The sequence below is a fragment of the Nonomuraea montanisoli genome (genome assembly GCF_013363975.1).
GTDB lineage: Bacteria > Actinomycetota > Actinomycetes > Streptosporangiales > Streptosporangiaceae > Nonomuraea > Nonomuraea montanisoli.
Map to the genome: position 1 here is coordinate 107,183 of NZ_JABWGN010000022.1, position 17,007 is coordinate 124,189.

Annotated in this window: 19 protein-coding genes; 7 read left to right on the top strand and 12 right to left on the bottom strand. The window is 72.4% G+C overall.

What is annotated here, in order from left to right:
- Positions 1–74 precede the first annotated feature (74 nt).
- Positions 75–1,715, bottom strand: a complete 1,641-nt coding sequence (locus HTZ77_RS40855; protein ID WP_175595155.1) for an ABC-F family ATP-binding cassette domain-containing protein — start codon at positions 1,713–1,715, stop codon at positions 75–77.
- A gap of 78 nt (positions 1,716–1,793) precedes the next feature.
- Between HTZ77_RS40855 and HTZ77_RS40860 the strand changes: the two genes are divergently transcribed.
- Both HTZ77_RS40860 and HTZ77_RS40865 read left to right on the top strand, forming a co-directional pair.
- Positions 1,794–2,231, top strand: coding sequence for a ribosomal maturation YjgA family protein (locus HTZ77_RS40860; protein WP_175595156.1), 438 nt, complete (start codon positions 1,794–1,796; stop codon positions 2,229–2,231).
- Positions 2,191–2,736: a type 1 glutamine amidotransferase domain-containing protein gene (locus HTZ77_RS40865; RefSeq protein WP_175595157.1), complete on the top strand. Its 546-nt coding sequence runs from the start codon at positions 2,191–2,193 to the stop codon at positions 2,734–2,736. Before HTZ77_RS40860 ends, HTZ77_RS40865 begins: the two co-directional genes overlap by 41 nt.
- Before the next feature lie 3 nt (positions 2,737–2,739).
- Here HTZ77_RS40865 and HTZ77_RS40870 read toward each other — a convergent pair whose 3' ends face one another.
- The gene (locus tag HTZ77_RS40870; RefSeq protein WP_175595158.1) at positions 2,740–3,819 is read right to left on the bottom strand and encodes a Gfo/Idh/MocA family protein; all 1,080 of its coding nucleotides are present in this window, start codon (positions 3,817–3,819) and stop codon (positions 2,740–2,742) included.
- Positions 3,820–3,934: 115 nt separating this feature from the next.
- On the opposite strand from HTZ77_RS40870, the gene HTZ77_RS40875 reads away from it, so the two are divergent.
- The 4 genes from HTZ77_RS40875 (at position 3,935) to HTZ77_RS40890 (ending at position 7,182) form a co-directional block, all read left to right on the top strand.
- Positions 3,935–4,516 carry a TetR/AcrR family transcriptional regulator gene (locus HTZ77_RS40875; protein ID WP_175595159.1) on the top strand — a complete coding sequence of 194 codons (582 nt, stop codon included), beginning with the start codon at positions 3,935–3,937 and terminating at the stop codon, positions 4,514–4,516.
- 444 nt (positions 4,517–4,960) lie between these two features.
- Positions 4,961–6,505, top strand: coding sequence for an amino acid permease (locus HTZ77_RS40880; protein WP_175595160.1), 1,545 nt, complete (start codon positions 4,961–4,963; stop codon positions 6,503–6,505).
- A gap of 63 nt (positions 6,506–6,568) precedes the next feature.
- Positions 6,569–6,796 (top strand): FitA-like ribbon-helix-helix domain-containing protein, encoded by a 228-nt coding sequence (locus tag HTZ77_RS40885; RefSeq protein ID WP_175595161.1) that lies wholly within the window; start codon positions 6,569–6,571, stop codon positions 6,794–6,796.
- Complete coding sequence (locus HTZ77_RS40890) at positions 6,793–7,182, top strand: type II toxin-antitoxin system VapC family toxin (protein ID WP_175595162.1); 390 nt, start codon at positions 6,793–6,795, stop codon at positions 7,180–7,182. The genes HTZ77_RS40885 and HTZ77_RS40890 overlap by 4 nt, the downstream gene beginning before the upstream one ends.
- A gap of 29 nt (positions 7,183–7,211) precedes the next feature.
- Here the strand turns inward: HTZ77_RS40890 and lipB are convergent, their stop codons facing one another.
- The 4 genes from lipB to HTZ77_RS40910 all read right to left on the bottom strand — a co-directional run bounded on the left by lipB (position 7,212) and on the right by HTZ77_RS40910 (position 9,545).
- A complete protein-coding gene (gene lipB / locus HTZ77_RS40895; protein WP_175595163.1) occupies positions 7,212–7,847 on the bottom strand; it encodes a lipoyl(octanoyl) transferase LipB in 636 nt (211 codons plus the stop codon).
- A gap of 26 nt (positions 7,848–7,873) precedes the next feature.
- A complete protein-coding gene (locus tag HTZ77_RS40900) occupies positions 7,874–8,056 on the bottom strand; it encodes a PspC domain-containing protein (protein ID WP_175595164.1) in 183 nt (60 codons plus the stop codon).
- Positions 8,057–8,118: 62 nt separating this feature from the next.
- Positions 8,119–8,625: an HAD domain-containing protein gene (locus tag HTZ77_RS40905; protein ID WP_175595165.1), complete on the bottom strand. Its 507-nt coding sequence runs from the start codon at positions 8,623–8,625 to the stop codon at positions 8,119–8,121.
- Positions 8,622–9,545, bottom strand: coding sequence for an AraC family transcriptional regulator (locus tag HTZ77_RS40910; RefSeq protein WP_175595166.1), 924 nt, complete (start codon positions 9,543–9,545; stop codon positions 8,622–8,624). The genes HTZ77_RS40905 and HTZ77_RS40910 overlap by 4 nt, the downstream gene beginning before the upstream one ends.
- 74 nt (positions 9,546–9,619) lie before the next feature.
- Here HTZ77_RS40910 and HTZ77_RS40915 point away from each other — a divergent pair, with 74 nt between their 5' ends.
- A complete protein-coding gene (locus HTZ77_RS40915; protein ID WP_175595167.1) occupies positions 9,620–10,429 on the top strand; it encodes an NAD(P)H-binding protein in 810 nt (269 codons plus the stop codon).
- 158 nt (positions 10,430–10,587) lie between these two features.
- Here the strand turns inward: HTZ77_RS40915 and HTZ77_RS40920 are convergent, their stop codons facing one another.
- The 6 genes from HTZ77_RS40920 to HTZ77_RS40945 all read right to left on the bottom strand — a co-directional run bounded on the left by HTZ77_RS40920 (position 10,588) and on the right by HTZ77_RS40945 (position 16,897).
- Positions 10,588–11,367, bottom strand: coding sequence for an ABC transporter ATP-binding protein (locus HTZ77_RS40920; RefSeq protein ID WP_175595168.1), 780 nt, complete (start codon positions 11,365–11,367; stop codon positions 10,588–10,590).
- Between the two features lie 97 nt (positions 11,368–11,464).
- Complete coding sequence (locus tag HTZ77_RS40925) at positions 11,465–12,406, bottom strand: ABC transporter ATP-binding protein (protein ID WP_175595169.1); 942 nt, start codon at positions 12,404–12,406, stop codon at positions 11,465–11,467.
- On the bottom strand, positions 12,406–13,245 hold the full coding sequence (locus HTZ77_RS40930; RefSeq protein WP_175595170.1) for an ABC transporter permease: 840 nt from the start codon (positions 13,243–13,245) through the stop codon (positions 12,406–12,408). Before HTZ77_RS40930 ends, HTZ77_RS40925 begins: the two co-directional genes overlap by 1 nt.
- Entirely contained in the window at positions 13,242–14,156 is a 915-nt protein-coding gene (locus tag HTZ77_RS40935; RefSeq protein ID WP_328809064.1) for an ABC transporter permease, read from the bottom strand. The genes HTZ77_RS40930 and HTZ77_RS40935 overlap by 4 nt, the downstream gene beginning before the upstream one ends.
- A 3-nt stretch (positions 14,157–14,159) precedes the next feature.
- On the bottom strand, positions 14,160–15,770 hold the full coding sequence (locus HTZ77_RS40940) for an ABC transporter substrate-binding protein (protein WP_175595171.1): 1,611 nt from the start codon (positions 15,768–15,770) through the stop codon (positions 14,160–14,162).
- A complete protein-coding gene (locus tag HTZ77_RS40945; RefSeq protein WP_205304578.1) occupies positions 15,770–16,897 on the bottom strand; it encodes a C45 family autoproteolytic acyltransferase/hydolase in 1,128 nt (375 codons plus the stop codon). The genes HTZ77_RS40940 and HTZ77_RS40945 overlap by 1 nt, the downstream gene beginning before the upstream one ends.
- Positions 16,898–17,007: the final 110 nt, after the last annotated feature.

Here is a 17,007-nt window from a genome sequence, read left to right on the forward strand (position 1 = left end):
CACCATACGAACAGGGCGTGTCAACGAGCTACGGAAAATTGTTTCATCTTCGTTTCCTGATCCGGTGTAAATTTTCAGTCGGCCTCGATGACCTTGCCGTCGTCCACCCGCAGCCGCCGATCCACGTGGACGGCGTCCAGCATCCGGCGGTCGTGCGTGACCAGCAGCAGCGTGCCCGGATAGGAGGCGAGCGCCGACTCGAGCTGCTCGATCGCCGGCAGGTCGAGGTGGTTGGTCGGCTCGTCCAGCACCAGCAGGTTGACGCCCCTGGCCTGGAGCAACGCGAGCCCGGCCCGGGTGCGCTCGCCCGGCGACAGCGTCGAGGCCGGCCGCAGCACGTGCGCCGCCCGCAGCCCGAACTTGGCGAGCAGCGTGCGCACGTCGGCGGGCACCATGCCGGGCACGTGCCGCGAGAACGCGTCGAGCAGCGGCTCGTCCCCCTCGAACAGTCTCCGCGCCTGGTCCACCTCGCCGACCACCACGCCGGGGCCGAGCGCGGCGTGCCCGTCGTCCAGCGGGACCCGGCCGAGCATCGCGCCGAGCAGCGTCGTCTTGCCCGAGCCGTTGGCGCCGGTGATCGCGATCCGCTCGGCCCAGCCCACCTCCAGGTCCACCGGCCCGAGCGTGAACGCGCCCCGCCGCACCACCGCGCCGCGCAGCGTCGCCACGACCGCGCCCGAGCGGGGCGCGGCGGCGATCTCCATGCGCAGCTCCCACTCCTTGCGCGGCTCCTCCACGACGTCCAGGCGCTCCAGCATCCGCTCGGTCTGGCGGGCCTTGGCGGCCTGCTTCTCCGTCGACTCGACCCGCATGTTGCGGCCGATCTTGTCGCCGTCGGGGGCCTTGCGGCGGGCGTTCTTGACGCCCTTCTCCATCCAGGCGCGCTGGGTGCGGGCGCGGGCCTCCAGTTGGGCGCGCGTGTCGGCGTACTCCTCGTACTCCTCGCGGGCCTGCCGGCGGGCGACCTCGCGCTCCTCCAGGTACGCCTGGTAGCCGCCTCCGTACAGGCGGATCTGCTGCTGGGCGAGGTCGAGCTCCAGGACCTTGGTGACGGTCCTGGCCAGGAACTCGCGGTCGTGGCTCACCAGCACCGTGCCGGCCCGCAGGCCCGTGACGAACCGCTCCAGCCGCTCCAGCCCGTCGAGGTCGAGGTCGTTGGTCGGCTCGTCCAGCAGGAACAGGTCGTACCGGCTGAGCAGCAGCGACGCGAGGCCGGCGCGGGCCGCCTGGCCGCCGGACAGCGAGGTCATCGGCTGCTCCAGGTCCACGGCGAGCCCCAGGTCGGCGGCCACCTCCCGCGCGCGCTCCTCCAGGTCGGCGCCGCCGAGCGCGAGCCAGCGCTCCAGGGCCTCGCTGTAGGCGTCGTCGGCTCCCGGGGCCTGCTCGACCAGGGCCTGCGTGGCCGCGTCGAGGTCGCGCTGCGCCGCCGCCACGCCGGTGCGCCGGGCGAGGAACGCGCCGACCGTCTCACCGGGCCTGCGCTCGGGCTCCTGCGGGAGGTGGCCCACGGTCGCGGTGGCGGGGCTCAGGCGCACGCCGCCCTCCTCGGGGGCGTCGAGGCCGGCCAGCATGCGGAGCAGGGTGGACTTGCCCGCTCCGTTGGCGCCCACCAGCCCGATGACGTCGCCGGGGCTCACGACGACGTCGAGCCCCGAGAACAGCACCCGGTCGCCGTGTCCGGCCGCGAGGTCCTTCACCACCATGGTCGCGCTCATGTGGTCCGATGCTACCGAGGCCGGTCAAGCCGAAGGCCCGATGCCGGCGAGGCCGGTCAAGCCGAATATCGTGGCCCGATGCCGCGTCTGCCTGTCCTCCTGGCCGCCGTCCTGACCGTCGCCGCCGGACTGGGGGTGCGCGCGCTGACCGGCGGCGCCTTCGCCAAGGTCGCGGGCGACGCGCTGTACACGGTCCTGATCTACGCGCTCGTCGTGCTGGCCGTCCCGCGCGTCCGGCCGGTCACGGCGGCGCTCGTGGCGGCCGGGCTGAGCTGGGTGATCGAGTTCGCCCAGCTCGCCGACGTCCCGCCGGTCCTGCGGCCGGTGCTGGGCAGCACGTTCAACCCGCCCGACCTGCTCTGGTACGCCGTGGGGGCCGCCGCGGGGTGGGTCGTCCACGCGTACGCGCTCGGGCGCATACATCAGGACCGGCCGGAAAGGGGGTGGGGACACCCACTCCAACGAAGGGACCCTGATGATGGACGGCAAGACGATCGCGTTCCTCGTCGCCCCTGAGGGTGTCGAGGAGGCGGAGCTGACCGAGCCGTGGAAGGCGGTCAAGCAGGCCGGCGGCACCCCGAAGCTGGTCTCCACCGACTCCGGCCGCATCCAGGCGTTCAACCACCTCGACAAGGCCGGCACCTACGCGGTGGACGCCACGGTGGACGAGGTCTCCGCGTCGGACTTCGACGGCCTGGTGCTGCCGGGCGGCGTGGCCAACCCCGACTTCCTGCGGATGGACGACCGGGCCGTGGGGTTCGTCCGCGGCTTCTTCGAGGCGGGCAAGCCGGTGGCCGCGATCTGCCACGCGCCCTGGACGCTGGTCGAGGCCGACGTGGTGCGCGGCCGTACGATGACGTCCTGGCCGAGCCTCCGGACGGACCTGGGCAACGCGGGCGCCACCTGGGTGGACAAGGAGGTCGTGGTCGACACGCACAACGGCAACGTGCTGGTCACCAGCCGCAAGCCGGACGACCTCAAGGCGTTCAACCAGGCGGCGGTGGACGCGTTCAGCTCCTGACGTTCAGGCGACCTCCACCGCGGCGCCGCCGCTCGCGGCCGAGCGCTCGACGGCGGCGAGCAGCCGGTGCAGGCGCGCGGCGGCGGGGAAGTCGGTCGCGGCCGGCCGGCCCTCGGTGATCGCCCGCCCGACCTCCTGGTAGAAGGCGGCGACGTTGGCGACGGGCCCGTCCGCCGGGTCGAAGGGAACGGTCCGGTAGGAGGCGGGCACCTCGACCCGCTCGCCGCCGAGGCGGATGTCCCAGTCGGTCCAGTGCATGTACCTGCCGGGCCGGGTGGGCGCCACGGTCAGCGTGCCCTCGGAGCCGACGAGCTTGATCAGGAACCCGTCGGGGCTGCCGCTGCCGCCGTGGATCACGGCCGAGGCGGTGGCGCCGCCGTTCAGCGTGCCCTGGAGCAGGACCTGGCTCGGCACCCGGTTGGCGACGGTGCGGCCGGTGTCGCCGACGGCCACCTCGTCGTACCGGCGGGGCAGCCGCGCCGACACCTCGGCCAGCGGGCCGGTGATCCGGTCCAGCGTCGCGAGGAAGTGGCCGGCCATGATCGTGAGGACGGTGGTGCCCCCGGCGGGTTCGGTGCTCCACTCCATGCCGGCCGGGATGACGGCGCCGCCCAGCGGGTCGCCGGCGGCCACCAGCACGGCCGACTCCAGCCTGCCGATGCGCCCCGCCGCGACCAGGTCGCGCACGAAGAGCGCGTCCGGTGAGTGACGTCCCTGCAGGCAGACCGCGTGGACCACCCCGGCCTCCGACGCGGCCCGGGCCAGCTCGTCCGCCTCGGCCGGGTCCACGGTGAGCGGCCATTCCGAGACCACGTGCCTGCCCGCCTCCAGCGCCGCCCTGATCACCGCGGCGTGCCCGGGCGCCTTCACCGACACCACGACCAGGTCCACCTCGGGATGGGCGGCGAGCGCGCCGGCGTCGTCGAACGCCAGTCGTGCGCCGTGCTCGGCGGCGGCCTTCCCGGCGCTGGTCATGTTCGTGGTCGCGACGGCCGTCACCTCGTACCCGTCCAGCCCGGCCAGCGCGGGCAGGTGGGACCCGGCCGCCCATCCGCTCGCCCCGACGACTCCGACTCTGATCATCTTCCCGGCCTTCCCTCGGTTGGTTGTGTATCGATCGGTATGAAATTAGGGGATGGCCGGGCGCGTCCACAAGGGGGTAACGTACCGACAGGTAAAAAACCTGGGGAGGGGACGCATGCCGGGCGGCCGACCGCGCGCCTTCGATCCCGACGTCGCGCTGGACCGGGCCCTGGAGGTGTTCTGGCGGCAGGGGTACGAGGGGACGTCGCTGTCCGACCTGACCGCCGCCATGGGCGTCAACCGGCCCAGCCTGTACGCCGCGTTCGGCAACAAGGAGCAGCTGTTCGCCAAGGCGCTCGACCGCTACATCGACGGCCCGGGCGCCTTCGCCACCGAGGCGCTGACCGCCCCCACGGTCCGGGAGGTGATCGAGCGCCTGGTCGAGGGGGCGGTCGAGCTGACCGCGGGCGCGGACACGCCGCACGGATGCCTGAACGTCAACAGCGTGCACGCCTGCGGCCCCGACTCGGCCGCGGCCCGTGAGGCGGCGATCGCGTGCCGGGCGGCCGGCGAGGTCGCGCTGCGACGGCGCTTCGAGGAGGCGCCCGACCTGCCGCCGGGCCTCGACCCCGGCGTGCTCGCCCGGCTCGTCCACACCGTCACCGACGGCATCGCCGTGCAGGCGGCGAGCGGCCGCACGCGCGAGGAGCTGCGCGAGGTGGCCGCCCTGGCCCTGCGGACCCTCTTCCCCGCCTGACCCGCCCTCCGCCTGACCCGCCCTCCGCCCGACCCGCCCTCCGCCCGACCCGCCCTCTGTCTGCCCCTCCGTCTGACCCGCCCTCAAGGGAACGCCCGGAGCCCTCCGGGGATCAGCCCAGGAGGGCCGTCGCGAAGCGCCGCGAACAGCGCGAGGTTGCGCTCGGCGATCCCAGCGCCCCCGCGGCCGACCTGGCGTTGCTCGCGGACCTGCTGGCGCGGGGCGAGCTGGCGGCCGGGGTCGGGGGGCGACGGTCATGGGAGCGGCCCGGCGAGGCGGTCGCCGCGATCTTGGCGGGGAAGGTACACGGGAAGGCAGTAATCGACATAAAGCCGACAAAAACCGATGGCGCCCTCGAAAATCACCTGTAACGCCTTGCCCTAACCTCCGAAATGGTCTACAGCTATACCAATCAGTGACTCCCCCCGCATACAGGGAGACTTCATGACCACTGAAGAGGATTCCAGGCGGCTGGCCGAGCTCGGCTACAAGCAGGAGCTGGCCAGGACCTGGAGCGGTTTCTCCAACTTCGCGATCTCTTTCTCCATCATCTCGATCCTCGCCGGCTGCTTCACGACCTTCGGACAGGCATGGAACAACGGCGGCCCCATCGCCATCTCGTGGGGCTGGCCGCTGATCTCCGTGTTCATCCTCATCATCGGGTTCTGCCTGTCGGAGCTGGTCTCGGCCTATCCGACCGCGGGCGGGATCTACTGGTGGGCCGCCACGATGGGCAAGCCGGTCCACGGCTGGTTCACCGGGTGGCTCAATCTCATCGGGCTCATCGCGGTGACCGCCTCCGTCGACTACGGCTGCGCGACCTTCCTGAGCATCACCCTCAACCGGCTGACGGGAGGCGCCTGGGAGGCCACGCTGTCCCGGGCCTTCCTCCTCTTCGTGGTCATCCTCGTGCTCCACGCGCTGATCAACATCTACAGCCACCGCCTCATCTCGCTGCTGCAGAACATCTCGGTCTGGTGGCACGTGGCCGGCGCCGCGGTCGTGGTCGCCATCCTGATCTTCGCGCCGGACCACCACCAGTCCGCGTCGTTCGTCTTCACCGAGCAGTTCAACAACTCCGGTTTCGGCGACGGCGCCACGAACGGCTTCACGTTCTGGCTGTACGTGCTGCCGCTGGGCTTCCTGCTCACGCAGTACACGATCACCGGCTTCGACGCGTGCGCGCACGTGTCGGAGGAGACCCAGGGCGCTTCCACGACGGCGGCCCGCGGTCTCTGGCAGTCGATCTTCTACTCGGCGATCGGCGGCTGGATCCTGCTGCTGTCGTTCCTGTTCGCCGCGACGAACGTGGACGAGATCAACAAGCAGGGCGGCTTCGTCGGCGCCATCTTCGAGACGGCGCTGTCCTCGCCGCTGGCCACCGTGGTCTTCGCCATCTCCACGATCGGCCAGTTCTTCTGCGGGATGAGCTGCGTGACGTCGATGTCGCGCATGACCTACGCGTTCTCGCGCGACGGCGCGGTGCCGGGCTGGCGGCTGTGGTCCAAGGTGGACCGCAACCGCACGCCGGTCAACGCCATCATCGCCGGGTGCGCGGTCGCCGCGCTGATCACCCTGCCCGCCCTGTACGCGCCCGCGGGCACGACGACGCCGGTGGCCTTCTACGCCGTGGTGTCGATCGCGGTCATCGGGCTGTTCCTGGCGTTCATCATCCCGATCTGGCTGCGGCTGAAGATGGGCGACCGGTTCAGGCCGGGGCCGTGGACGCTCGGCCGGAAGTACCGGGTGCTGGGCTGGATCGCCTGCGTGGAGATCGCCGTCGTGTCGGTGTACTTCATCATGCCGCTGTCACCGGCCGGCGTGCCGGGCGATCCGGACTTCACCTGGACGTCGGTCAACTACGCGCCGCTCGCGGTGGGGGGCGTGCTGCTCGCCATCGCCCTGTGGTGGGTCCTGTCGGCCCGCCACTGGTTCTCCGGCCCCCGCCGCACCGTCGACGAAACCGCCGACGAGCTCCCGATCAGCTGACGCGCGGGCGATCGTCCGCTGATCGGCCATGTCTGGATGCTAGCAAACTGCTAGCATCCAGACATGGCCACGCTCTACATCAGGGATGTTCCCGAGCCGGTCGCCGAGTCACTGAAGGCGCGGGCGGCCGAGGCTGGCATGTCGCTCTCAGCCTTCGTCGCCCGGGAGTTGGCGGACATCGCCGCGCGCCCGACCAACGCTGAGATCGTCGCACGGCTGAAGACGCGGAATCGGTCGAACGGCCCTTCCACGCACGACATCCTGCAAGCGGTGCACGAGGGCAGGCGATGATCGTCATCGACTCGTCGGCAATGGTCGAGGCGCTCACGGGCCGCGAGGCTAACGAGGACCTCCTCGACGCGTTGCAAGGCAGTATCCACGCTCCGCATCTGCTGGACGTCGAGGTCTTGTCGACCTTGCGAGGTCTCGTTCTCGGCGGCAAGCTCCCCACCGAGGAGGCGGACGAGGCCCGCGCGGATTATCTCGCGTTGAGGATCACCCGGTACGAGACGAGAGGCATCGCCGGGCGGGTCTGGGAGCTGCGCGGCGACTTCGCCGCCTACGACGCCTCATATCTCGCACTCGCCGAAGCGCTCGAAGCGCCGCTCTACACCTGTGACCGCAAGCTCACCGAAGGCGGGCACGACGCCGACGTGCGCGTCCTCCCAAGGATCTAGTCGAGCCCCGGGAAGACGATCAGGTGTGGTCAGGCGGCCTCGAAGGAGGCCGCCACGGCCGCGCGGACCTGGTCCATGGAGATCCCGCCCAGCTCGCGCTTGACCGAGGTCATGTCCACGTCGGGCATGCCGCAGGCCACCGCCCAGTTCCAGGGCTCCAGGTCGCCGTCGACGTTGAGGGCGAAGCCGTGGCTGGTGACGCCGCGGCTCTGCCGCATGCCGATCGAGACGACCTTGCGCCCGGTGGTCGTCGTCCAGACGCCCGTCAGCAGCTCCGAGCCCGGCGGGGTGTCGCGGCGCTCGGCGGGCAGCCCGAGCGAGCCCAGCGCCGCGACCAGCCGGAGCTCCACCTCGCGGACGTAGTCCACGATGCCCTCGCCCTCGGCCAGCTTGACGATGAGGTAGCCGACGAGCTGGCCGGGCCCGTGGTAGGTGAGCTGCCCCCCGCGGCCGGTCTCGACCACGGGGATGCCGCGCGACGGGTCGGGCAGGTGGGCCACCGGGGTGCGGCGGCCGACGGTGTAGACCGACGGGTGGCTGAGCAGCCAGAGCGTGTCCGGCCGCTCGTCTCGCTGGCGCTCGGCGACCAGGTCGCCCATGCGCTCCATCGCCTTGTCGTAATCGACCAGCTCGTCCTGGATGAGGGTCAGCGGCCTGGGCTTCATGGTTCGAGGATAGAACGCCCCACAGGTCAGTACTTCCTCGGCTCCTCCGGGACGAGGATCCACATGGCGACGTACAGGACCCACATCGGGCCGGGAAGGAGCGACAGGATCAGCCACAGGATGCGAACCAGCGTGGGCGGCAGGCCCATCTTGTCGGCGAGACCGCCGCAGACGCCGGCCAGGATCCTGTGCTCTCGTGAGCGGTACATCTGTTTCCTCCGTGTGGTTGCACCTATTCAGAACAACGGTCAACCAGAGGTCCGCTCTCCCCTCAGGGACCCTGAGAAAACCCTGACAGGGTCAGCCACCGGCGGGCCGCGTCCAGATGCGCGCTGGTCAGGCCGTCTCTCGGGTTCACCGGAACGAGCAGGAAATCGTCGAGACCCCGGTGCCCCCTGAGGTACTCCTCGTCCTCCTGGCGCACCTGGTCGTCGAACCAGACGAACGGCCTGCGCTCGACGTACTCGGCCACGTGCGGGGTCTTGAACATCTCCCCCGCCGTGCTGCCCAGCACCGGCCCCATGGGCACGACGGGCAGCTCGGGCAGGCCGATGCGCGGGCTGATCCACTCGTTGGCGTGGTGCTCCCAGGTGGTGGCCCAGGCCAGCTCCGCGCCCGTCGCGATGGCCAGCTCCAGCAGCCGCGTGCCGTGCCGGGGGTTGAGGTGGACGGTGTAGACCTGGCCGCCGATCTCGCACTGGTAGCGCCGGTACCCGGGGTCGGGCCGCCGGAACGGGTTGAGCACCCCGTCCACGTCGATGAGCAGGAGCGGCTTCATCTGCTGCCCGCCCCGGCCCGGTGCTCCTGCGGGCTGATCCCGCGTACGCGCTTGAAGGCGGCGCTGAGCGCGAACGAGCTGCCGTAGCCGACCTTGCGGGCGACGGAGCCGATCGTGGCGTCGGGCTCGCGCAGCAGGTCGGCGGCCAGCGCCAGCCGCCAGTCGGTGAGGAACGCCATGGGCGGCTCCCCCACCAGCTCGGTGAAGCGCCTGGCCAGCGACGCCCGCGAGACCCCGACGGCGGCGGCGAGCGAGGCCACCGTCCACGGGTGGGCGGGGTTGTTGTGCATCATGCGCAGGGCCCTGCCCACCACGGGGTCGCTCTGCGCGCGGTACCAGGCGGGGGCCTCGTGGTCGTTCAGCCAGGACCGGAGCGTGGAGATGAGCAGCAGGTCGAGCAGCCGGTCGAGCACCACCTCCTGGCCGGGATCGTCCCGGACGATCTCGGCGCCGAGCAGCCCGATGACCGGGCCGCCGGGCTGGACCAGCAGCAACGGCAGCGCGTCCAGCAGCCGCCTGCTGATCTCGCCGTCCATCTGGTACGTGCCGGTGATGAGCACGGTGGAGCCGTCGGGGTCGTTGCCCCAGGTCCGTACGCCCAGCTCCATCGACTGGTAGACCGCCTCGCCGTCCAGTGTCGTGCAGCGCTGGCCGGGGTGGATGACGATCTGCGGCGGGGTGGCGGGGTCGTCGGCCACGGTGTACGGGTCAGGGCCGCGCAGGAGGGCCACCTCGCCCGGGGAGAGCCGCACGGGGGCGCCGGTGTCCGGCACCACCCAGGCCGTGCCCCGCACGAGCGCGGCGAGCGTCAGCGGAGCCTCGTCCTGCACGCGCAGCGACCACGGCGGGTCGAGCAGCGAGCGGAGCAGGAAGGCGCCGCGCGCGCGAGGGCCGTCGAGCATGGCGGCCAGATGATCCATGGGTTAGACGATCGCATATGGAAGTGCGCTTCTCAACCATGGAGAGTCCAGAGATCTCCGGGCTTACTTGAGGCATGACAACTTTGGTGCTGGGCGGCACCGGCAAGACCGGCCGCCGTGTGATCGACAGGCTCACCGCTCTCGGCCGTCCCGTGCGGTCCGGGTCCCGCTCCTCCTCGCCGGCCTTCGACTGGGCCGACCTCGACGGCTGGCCGGCCGTCCTCCAGGGCGTCGAGTCGATGTACGTGACCTACTACCCCGACCTGGCCGTGCCCGGCTCCCAGGCGGACATCCGCGCGCTCACCGAGCTCGCGGTCCAGAGCGGCGTCCGGCGGATGGTGCTGCTGTCCGGCCGGGGCGAGCCGGAGGCCCAGGCGTGCGAGCGCATCGTCCAGGAGTCGGGGCTGGAGTGGACGATCGTCCGCTGCGCCTGGTTCATGCAGAACTTCAACGAGGGTTACCTGCTGGACGCGGTCCAGGCGGGCGTCATCGCGCTGCCCGCCGGGGACGTGGCCGAGCCGTTCGTGGACGCCGACGACATCGCGGACGTGGCCGTGGCGGCGCTCACCGAGGACGGGCACGCCGGCCGGGTCTACGAGCTGACCGGGCCGCGGCTGCTGACGTTCGCCGACGCCGCCGCCGAGCTGTCGGCCGCGCTGGGCGGGCCGGTGGAGTACGTGCCGGTCAAGCCGGAGGAGTTCGCCGCGGGCGCGGCCGAGGCGGGCGTGCCCGCGGAGGACATCGAGATGCTGAACGCGCTGTTCGCCGAGGTGCTGGACGGGCGGAACGCGTACGTGGTGGACGGGGTGCGGGAGGCGCTCGGCCGGCCCGCGCGCGACTTCGCCGCCTTCGCCCAGAACTGGGCCCGTCACCTGCGCGGGTGACCCCGATGCAGGTGACCCGGCACGGGCAGGCGCGACTGGGCGTCGCGGGGCGAGGGGTCGGGCGGCCTCCGGGGCCGGCTCAGGTGGCGGCCTCCCCGTGGCGGACCCCGCGGCCGGCTCAGGTGGCGGCCTCCCCGTGGCGGACCCCCGCGGCCGGCTCAGGTGGCGGCCTCCCCATAGCGGACCACCGCGGCCGGGTCCCAGCCCGGGCCGGGCACCGAGGCGAGCAGCAGCCGCGTGTAGGGATGCGCGGGCTCGGTCAGCACCCGCCGGACCGGCCCACGCTCGACCACCACGCCCCGGTGCAGCACCAGCGTCTCGTCGCACAGGTGCCGCACCACCGCGAGGTCGTGGCTGACGAACAGCAGCGCCACGCCCGACTCGCGGCGCACCCGGGCCAGCAGCTCCAGGATCTGCGCCTGGATCGACACGTCGAGCGCGGCCACGGCCTCGTCCAGCACGAGCACGGACGGCTCGACGGCCAGGGCCCGCGCGATGGCCAGGCGCTGGCGCTGGCCGCCGCTGAGCTGGTGGGGGCGGGCGCCGGCCTCGCGCGTGCCGAGCCCCACCTGGTCGAGCAGCTCGGCGGCGCGCGAGCGGTCCCTGCCGTGCAGGGCGAGCACGCCGCGCAGGCACTGGGCGGCGGTCAGCCGCGGGTCGAGGGAGACGTACGGGTCCTGGAAGACGATCTGGATCTCCCGGGCGCGGCGCAGGCGGGCGGCCCGCCCGCGCTCCCTGGCGCCGCGCGGGCGCCCGCCGACGGTGATGGCGCCGGAGTCGGGGGCGACGAGGCCGACGAGCATGCGGGCGATCGTGGTCTTGCCGGAGCCGGACTCGCCGACCAGGCCGAGCGAGCCGCCCGCGGGCAGCGTGAACGACACGTCGTCGGCGGCGACCGTGCCGCTGTACGTCTTGCGCAGATGGTCGACGACGAGCATCACGACTCCAGCGGGTGAGAGGCGACCGGCATCCGGATCTCCGGGGCGTGGGAGGCGATTGGCATCCGGATCTCCGGCGGGTGGGAGGCGACCGGCATCAGGGCTCCAGGAGGTGGCAGGCGGCGGCGCCGCCGCCGGCGGTCACGGGCTCGGGGCGCGCGCTCTCGCACCGGCCGGTGGCGTGCGGGCAGCGCGGGGCGAACGGGCAGCCGTCGAACGCGTCGTCGAGCGAGGGCGGCCGGCCCGGGACGGGCCGGATCGGGCGCGGATCGCCCAGGTCGGGCGTGCAGGCCAGCAGCCCCTGCGTGTACGGATGACGCGGGTCGGCGAACAGCTCCTTGGCCGGGCGCGACTCCACGATCGTGCCCGCGTACAGGACGTGGACCCGGTCGCAGAAGGCGGCGGCCAGGTGCAGGTCGTGGGTGATGAACAGCATGCCGAGCCCCCGCTCGGCCTGCACCCGCCGCAGCAGCGCGAGCGTCTCGGCCTGGGTGGTGACGTCGAGCGCGCTGGTCGCCTCGTCGGCCAGCAGCAGCGACGGCCCGGCGGCCAGCGCGGCGGCGACGACCACCCGCTGGAGCATGCCGCCGGACAGCTCGTGCGGGTACTGCCGCAGCCGCGCCTCGGGGTCGCGCATGCCCACGGCGGCGAGCAGTTCCAGCGCCGTGGCGCGGGCCTGCGCCTTCGGCCGGCCGAGGGTGTGGACCATGCGCTCGGTGAGGAAGTCGCCGATCCGGCGGACCGGGTTGAGCGACGAGCGCGGATCCTGGTAGATCATCGACACCGTCGACGAGCGCAGCCCGCGCAGCGCCTCGGGGCCCATGGCGAGCACGTCGTCGCCCTCGACCAGCACCCGGCCCGACACCCGGGCCCGCTGCGGGAGCAGCCGCAGCACCGAGCGGGCGATCGTGGACTTGCCCGAGCCGGACTCGCCGACCAGGCCGACGATCTCGCCCCGGCCCACGGTCAGCGACACCTCGCGCAGGATGGGCCGCCGGCCGCCCGCCTCGACGGTCAGTTCTTCCACAGACAGCAGCATCACGACCCCCTCACGCCCAAGCGGTCGGCGAACCGCACGCCGAGCACGTTGAACGACACGACGACCAGGGCGATGGCCGCCCCGGGCACCAGCACCGGCAGGAACGCGCCCTGCACGACGGCCGGCTGCCCCTCCTTGACCATGAGCCCCCAGTCGGACGACGGCGGCTGCGCGCCGAACCCGAGGAAGCTCAGCGTGGCCAGGCTCATCAGCCCCTCGCCGAACAGCACGACGAGGTAGCCGACGATCGGCCGCGCCATGTTGGGCACCAGGTGCCGCACGCAGATGGCCAGGCCGCCCATGCCCTGCACCCGGTAGGCGTCGATGTACGGCTTGCCGCACTCGGCGACCGCGACGCTGCGCGTGTACTTGGCGATGGTCGGCGCATAGGCCAGGCCGAGGGCGACGACGGCCGTGGTCATGCCGTTGCCGAAGACGGCCACGACGAGCACCACGAACAGCAGCCCGGGGAAGGCGTACATGACGTCGGTGACCCGGCCGACGACCGCGTCGACCCACCCGCGGCGCCAGGCGGCGAGAGTGCCGAGGGCGACGCCGAGCACCGAGGCGATGGCGAGCAGCAGCAGCGGTCCCACGAGCGAGGTGCGCGCGCCGTACAGGACGCGGGCCAGCAGGTCGCGACCCGACTGGTCGGCGCCGAGCAGGTGCTCGGGCGAGACCGGCGCGAGCGTGGCGGCGAAGTCGACCGCGTCCGGCTCGTACGGCGCGACGAGCGGCGCGAACAGCGCGGCCAGCACCACGACGGCGAGGAAGGCGGTGGCGAGGTGGTGGCCGAGCGGCCGGGCGGTGCTCGGCGGCAGCGTGGCGACGGCTGTCACGCGGGCCTCCTGGCTCGGGGGTCGATGAGCGGCTGGACCAGCTCGACGAGCGTGGTGACGAGGATGTAGGCGGTGACCATGAGCAGCAGCACGGCCTGGGTCACCGGGAAGTCGTGGGTGTTGATGGCGTTGACGAGCAGGGAGCCGACGCCGTTGAGGCCGAACGCGGCCTCGACGATCACCGTGCCGGCCAGCATGCCCGCGGTGACCAGCCCGCACATGGTCACGATCGGGCCGAGCGCGCCGCGCAGCACGTGCCGGACCACGATCAATCGCTCGGACAGCCCGGAGGCGCGGGCCACGGTCACGTGGTCGAGCTCCCGCTGCTCGATCATGGACTGGCGGGTGACGCGGCTGACGACGGCCAGCGCGCCGACCGCGAGCGTGACGGCCGGCAGCGTGAGGTGCCACAGCGAGCCGCCGCCCATGACCGGGAACCAGCCGAGCCGCACCCCGAACAGCGAGATGAGCGCGGTGGCCACCACGAACGGCGGCACGGAGGTGGCCAGCGTCGTGCCCGCCACCACCGCCGCGTCGACCCGCCCGCCGCGGACCGCGGCCAGCACGCCCAGCCCGACGCCGAGCACCGTGAACAGCACGGCGGTGCAGCCGACGAGCGCGAGCGTGCTCGGCAGCCGGGCCGCCAGCAGGTCGGCGACCTGGTCGTTGTACTGCAGGGAGCGCCCGAGGTCGCCGCTCACGGCCCCGCCCAGCCACCGTCCGTACTGGACGAGGAACGGGTCGTCGAGGTGGTACTGGGCCCGGACGGCGGCGAGGTACTCGGGCGTCAGGTTCTCCTTGCCGCCCGCCAGGAACGTGACCGGGTCGCCGGGCGCCGCGTACGACGCCCCGAAGATCACGAACGAGGCGGCGAGCAGGGTCACGGCCAGGCCCGCCAGCTTGCGCGCCACGGGTCAGCCCTTGGCCCCGAGATCGGCCGCCCACGGGTAGCCCATGTGGACCTGGGAGGCGGGCGGCCCGGTCACCTTGCCACCGAGGACGACGGCGTTGGGCACCTCGACCAGCGAGATCCACACCATGTCGGCGGTGAAGCGCCGCTGCAGCTCGACGACGTCCGCGGCCCGCTCGGCGGGGTCGGTGGCGGCCAGGGCCTTGGCCACCAGCGCGTCGTACTCGGGCGAGCTGAACCCGACCCAGTTGTTGGACGAGCCGGTCAGGCCGTTGTCGTAGAAGCCGATGGGGTCGGCCTTGGTGATGTACCAGTCGTCGGGCACGAGGTCGACCTGGGCGCGCAGGGACTTGTCGGTGTAGAAACCGCCGTACTCGGCGGCGGGGATCGTCCTGATCTGCGCGGTCAGGCCGATCTTCTTGGCGGCGTCGGCCACGGCGTTGGCGATGACGGTGCGCGACTGCTCGCCGTTGGTGGCCACGATGATCGGCTCCTTGGGGACGCCGGCCTCCTGGACGAGCTTCTTCGCCTCCTCGACCCGGGGCGTCTCGGGCGCGCCCTGGAGCTGGTCGTACGCGGTCTGGAACGCCTGCTTCCGGTACGACCAGGCGCCCGCGCCGACCGGCACCTTCCACGGCCGGGCGAGCCCGGCGAAGCCCGACCTCGCGATGCCGGCCCGGTCGACGGCCAACGAGAGCGCCCGCCGGATCCGCGCGTCCTTCATCGGCCCGCGGTCGGTGGGCAGCAGCACGAAGACGCGGGTGGTGGGGCCGTAGGCGACGGTAACGGCCTGGTTGGCCTGGAGCGCCACGGCGGGGCCGGTGTCGGACAGGTAGGCGCCGTCGGCGGCTCCGGTGACGAGGCTGTTGACCAGCGCGTTGTCCTCGGCCCACCTGAAGGTCACGCTTCTGGTGAGCGGTTTGACGTCCTTGTTCCAGTACTGGTCGTAGCGCTCGATCGTGAGCCGGGCGCCCGACTTCCACTCCTTCAGCGTGTACGGCCCGCTGCACGCGTCGGGGCTGTCCGGCGTGCCGTACTCCTTGCCGAGCCGCTCGACGACCTTCTCGTTGAGCACGATGCCCGCGCCGCCCGCGATGGCCTGCTCGAACAGCGCGTTGGGCTTCTTGAAGGCGATCGTGACCTGCCGGTCGCCGGTCTTCGTGACGGACTTCACGTCCTCGAACTCGTCGGACTCGTCCATGCCCTCGCCCGCGTGGCGCCTGAGGCTCCACACGACGTCGTCGGCCGTGACGGGCGAGCCGTCGTGGAAGGTGACGCCGTCGCGCAGCGTGAGCACCATGGTCCTCGGGTCGGGCTGGTCGATCTTCTCGGCGATCCACGGCTTGACCGTCATGTCGGGCTGGGTCTGCAGCAGGCGCTCGCAGACGTTGGCCATGACGGTGCGGTTGGGGGTGCCGCCGTCGACGTCGAGGTCGAGCGTGCCGGGCTCGCCGTCGAGCAGCCAGGTCGCCGACTCCAGCGGGCCCGCGGCCTTGGCGGTGCGGTCGACGAGGGTGAGCTTGGCGGGGTCGGGGGTCCTTCCGGTGGCGGCGGGTCCGCCGCCGCACGCGGCGGTGAGGCAGATCAGCCCTGCCAGGACGAGCGTCTTGTTCACTACTGGTCTCCGTGCGGTCCGTCGTACAGGTTGTGGGGCACGCGCTCGTACTCGTGGTCGCAGGGCGTGCCGGCCGCGATCAAGTAGTCGCCCGTGGTGAGGTCGACACAGCTCGACAGCAGGGTGGCCCACCGCGTCACGGCGGGCTGGGCGTCGTCGGGATGGGTGCAGAGCGACTCGGGGTGGCCGAGGTGGTCGGACATGGCGTGGCGGATGCGCTTGCGCGCCTCGTCGGTGCCGGACGCCTGGCGCACGGCCCGCAGGCCGCCCTCGGCGCGCGGCACCCGGAACAGCGAGTCGGCCGAGGCGGGCCGGTAGGTGGCGGCGAGCTGGGGCGGCACGAACGCCTGGTAGTGGTTGCCGTGGACGAGCAGCCCGTCGGCCGGGTACATCCAGCCCACGGCGCCCGGCGTGGTCTCCAGGTCGATCGCGAAGCCCTCGCGGTGGGTGACCAGGGCGTTGCTGGCGATGTGCGGCCGCGACTGGGTCAGCGCCTCCAGCGCGGCGTTGAGGTTGTCGCTGTCGAGGACGCGCCGGCGGATCAGCGTCTGCGGCACGCCGACCGTCTCGTCGAAGCGCCCGCCGAGCCCGTTGGCGTTGAGCGCGATGCCCGCCGAGTTGGCCCCCTGCCGCCCGACCTGGCCCGCCTCCACATGCATGATCACGGTCGGGCGGCCCGGCTGGACCACCCGGAGCACCATGACGGTGTCGGCCACGCCGCTGCGCCAGTCCCAGTTCTGGCCGGCGTAGACGTGGCCGTCGCCGGAGGCGTCCTCCAGCAGCGCGAACGAGGTGCAGCCGTCGGCCGGCAGCTCGCTGAACGTCGTGTCGTAGATGATCTCGCCGCGGGCGTTGAGCGCGAGCACGTCGAGGAAGCCGGTGCCGGCGCCCTCGGCGATGCCCTCCATCTCCTCGACCAGCTCGGGCGCGAACGCCCTGCTCGGCTCGACCCAGTGCGCCGCCCGCTCGGTGACCTGGGCCCAGGTGAGGCCGCTGGAGTGGCCGAACGCCTCGGCGTAGTAGGCCAGCGCCCGGTGGACCCGGTCTCTGGCCTGCTCGCCGTACTGGCGCCCGCGCTCCCTCGGGGCGCCGGAGATCTCGACGAGGGGCAGGGAGATGAGGCTCAATGGTGCTCCTTGGACCGGCCAAAGCCTGTAACGTTCATTTCGCGTGGACGGCACGTCTGTAGCGGTCGTTCCAGGCAACAGTAACGGGCGCTACACAGGAGTCAAGGGCC

Coding starts and splice junctions, on each gene's coding strand:
- HTZ77_RS40855 (WP_175595155.1), bottom strand. CDS start 1,715: ATGAGCGCGACCATGGTGGTGAAGGACCTCGCGGCCGGACACGGCGAC.
- HTZ77_RS40860 (WP_175595156.1), top strand. CDS start 1,794: ATGCCGCGTCTGCCTGTCCTCCTGGCCGCCGTCCTGACCGTCGCCGCC.
- HTZ77_RS40865 (WP_175595157.1), top strand. CDS start 2,191: ATGATGGACGGCAAGACGATCGCGTTCCTCGTCGCCCCTGAGGGTGTC.
- HTZ77_RS40870 (WP_175595158.1), bottom strand. CDS start 3,819: ATGATCAGAGTCGGAGTCGTCGGGGCGAGCGGATGGGCGGCCGGGTCC.
- HTZ77_RS40875 (WP_175595159.1), top strand. CDS start 3,935: ATGCCGGGCGGCCGACCGCGCGCCTTCGATCCCGACGTCGCGCTGGAC.
- HTZ77_RS40880 (WP_175595160.1), top strand. CDS start 4,961: ATGACCACTGAAGAGGATTCCAGGCGGCTGGCCGAGCTCGGCTACAAG.
- HTZ77_RS40885 (WP_175595161.1), top strand. CDS start 6,569: ATGGCCACGCTCTACATCAGGGATGTTCCCGAGCCGGTCGCCGAGTCA.
- HTZ77_RS40890 (WP_175595162.1), top strand. CDS start 6,793: ATGATCGTCATCGACTCGTCGGCAATGGTCGAGGCGCTCACGGGCCGC.
- lipB (WP_175595163.1), bottom strand. CDS start 7,847: ATGAAGCCCAGGCCGCTGACCCTCATCCAGGACGAGCTGGTCGATTAC.
- HTZ77_RS40900 (WP_175595164.1), bottom strand. CDS start 8,056: ATGTACCGCTCACGAGAGCACAGGATCCTGGCCGGCGTCTGCGGCGGT.
- HTZ77_RS40905 (WP_175595165.1), bottom strand. CDS start 8,625: ATGAAGCCGCTCCTGCTCATCGACGTGGACGGGGTGCTCAACCCGTTC.
- HTZ77_RS40910 (WP_175595166.1), bottom strand. CDS start 9,545: ATGGATCATCTGGCCGCCATGCTCGACGGCCCTCGCGCGCGCGGCGCC.
- HTZ77_RS40915 (WP_175595167.1), top strand. CDS start 9,620: ATGACAACTTTGGTGCTGGGCGGCACCGGCAAGACCGGCCGCCGTGTG.
- HTZ77_RS40920 (WP_175595168.1), bottom strand. CDS start 11,367: ATGCTCGTCGTCGACCATCTGCGCAAGACGTACAGCGGCACGGTCGCC.
- HTZ77_RS40925 (WP_175595169.1), bottom strand. CDS start 12,406: ATGCTGCTGTCTGTGGAAGAACTGACCGTCGAGGCGGGCGGCCGGCGG.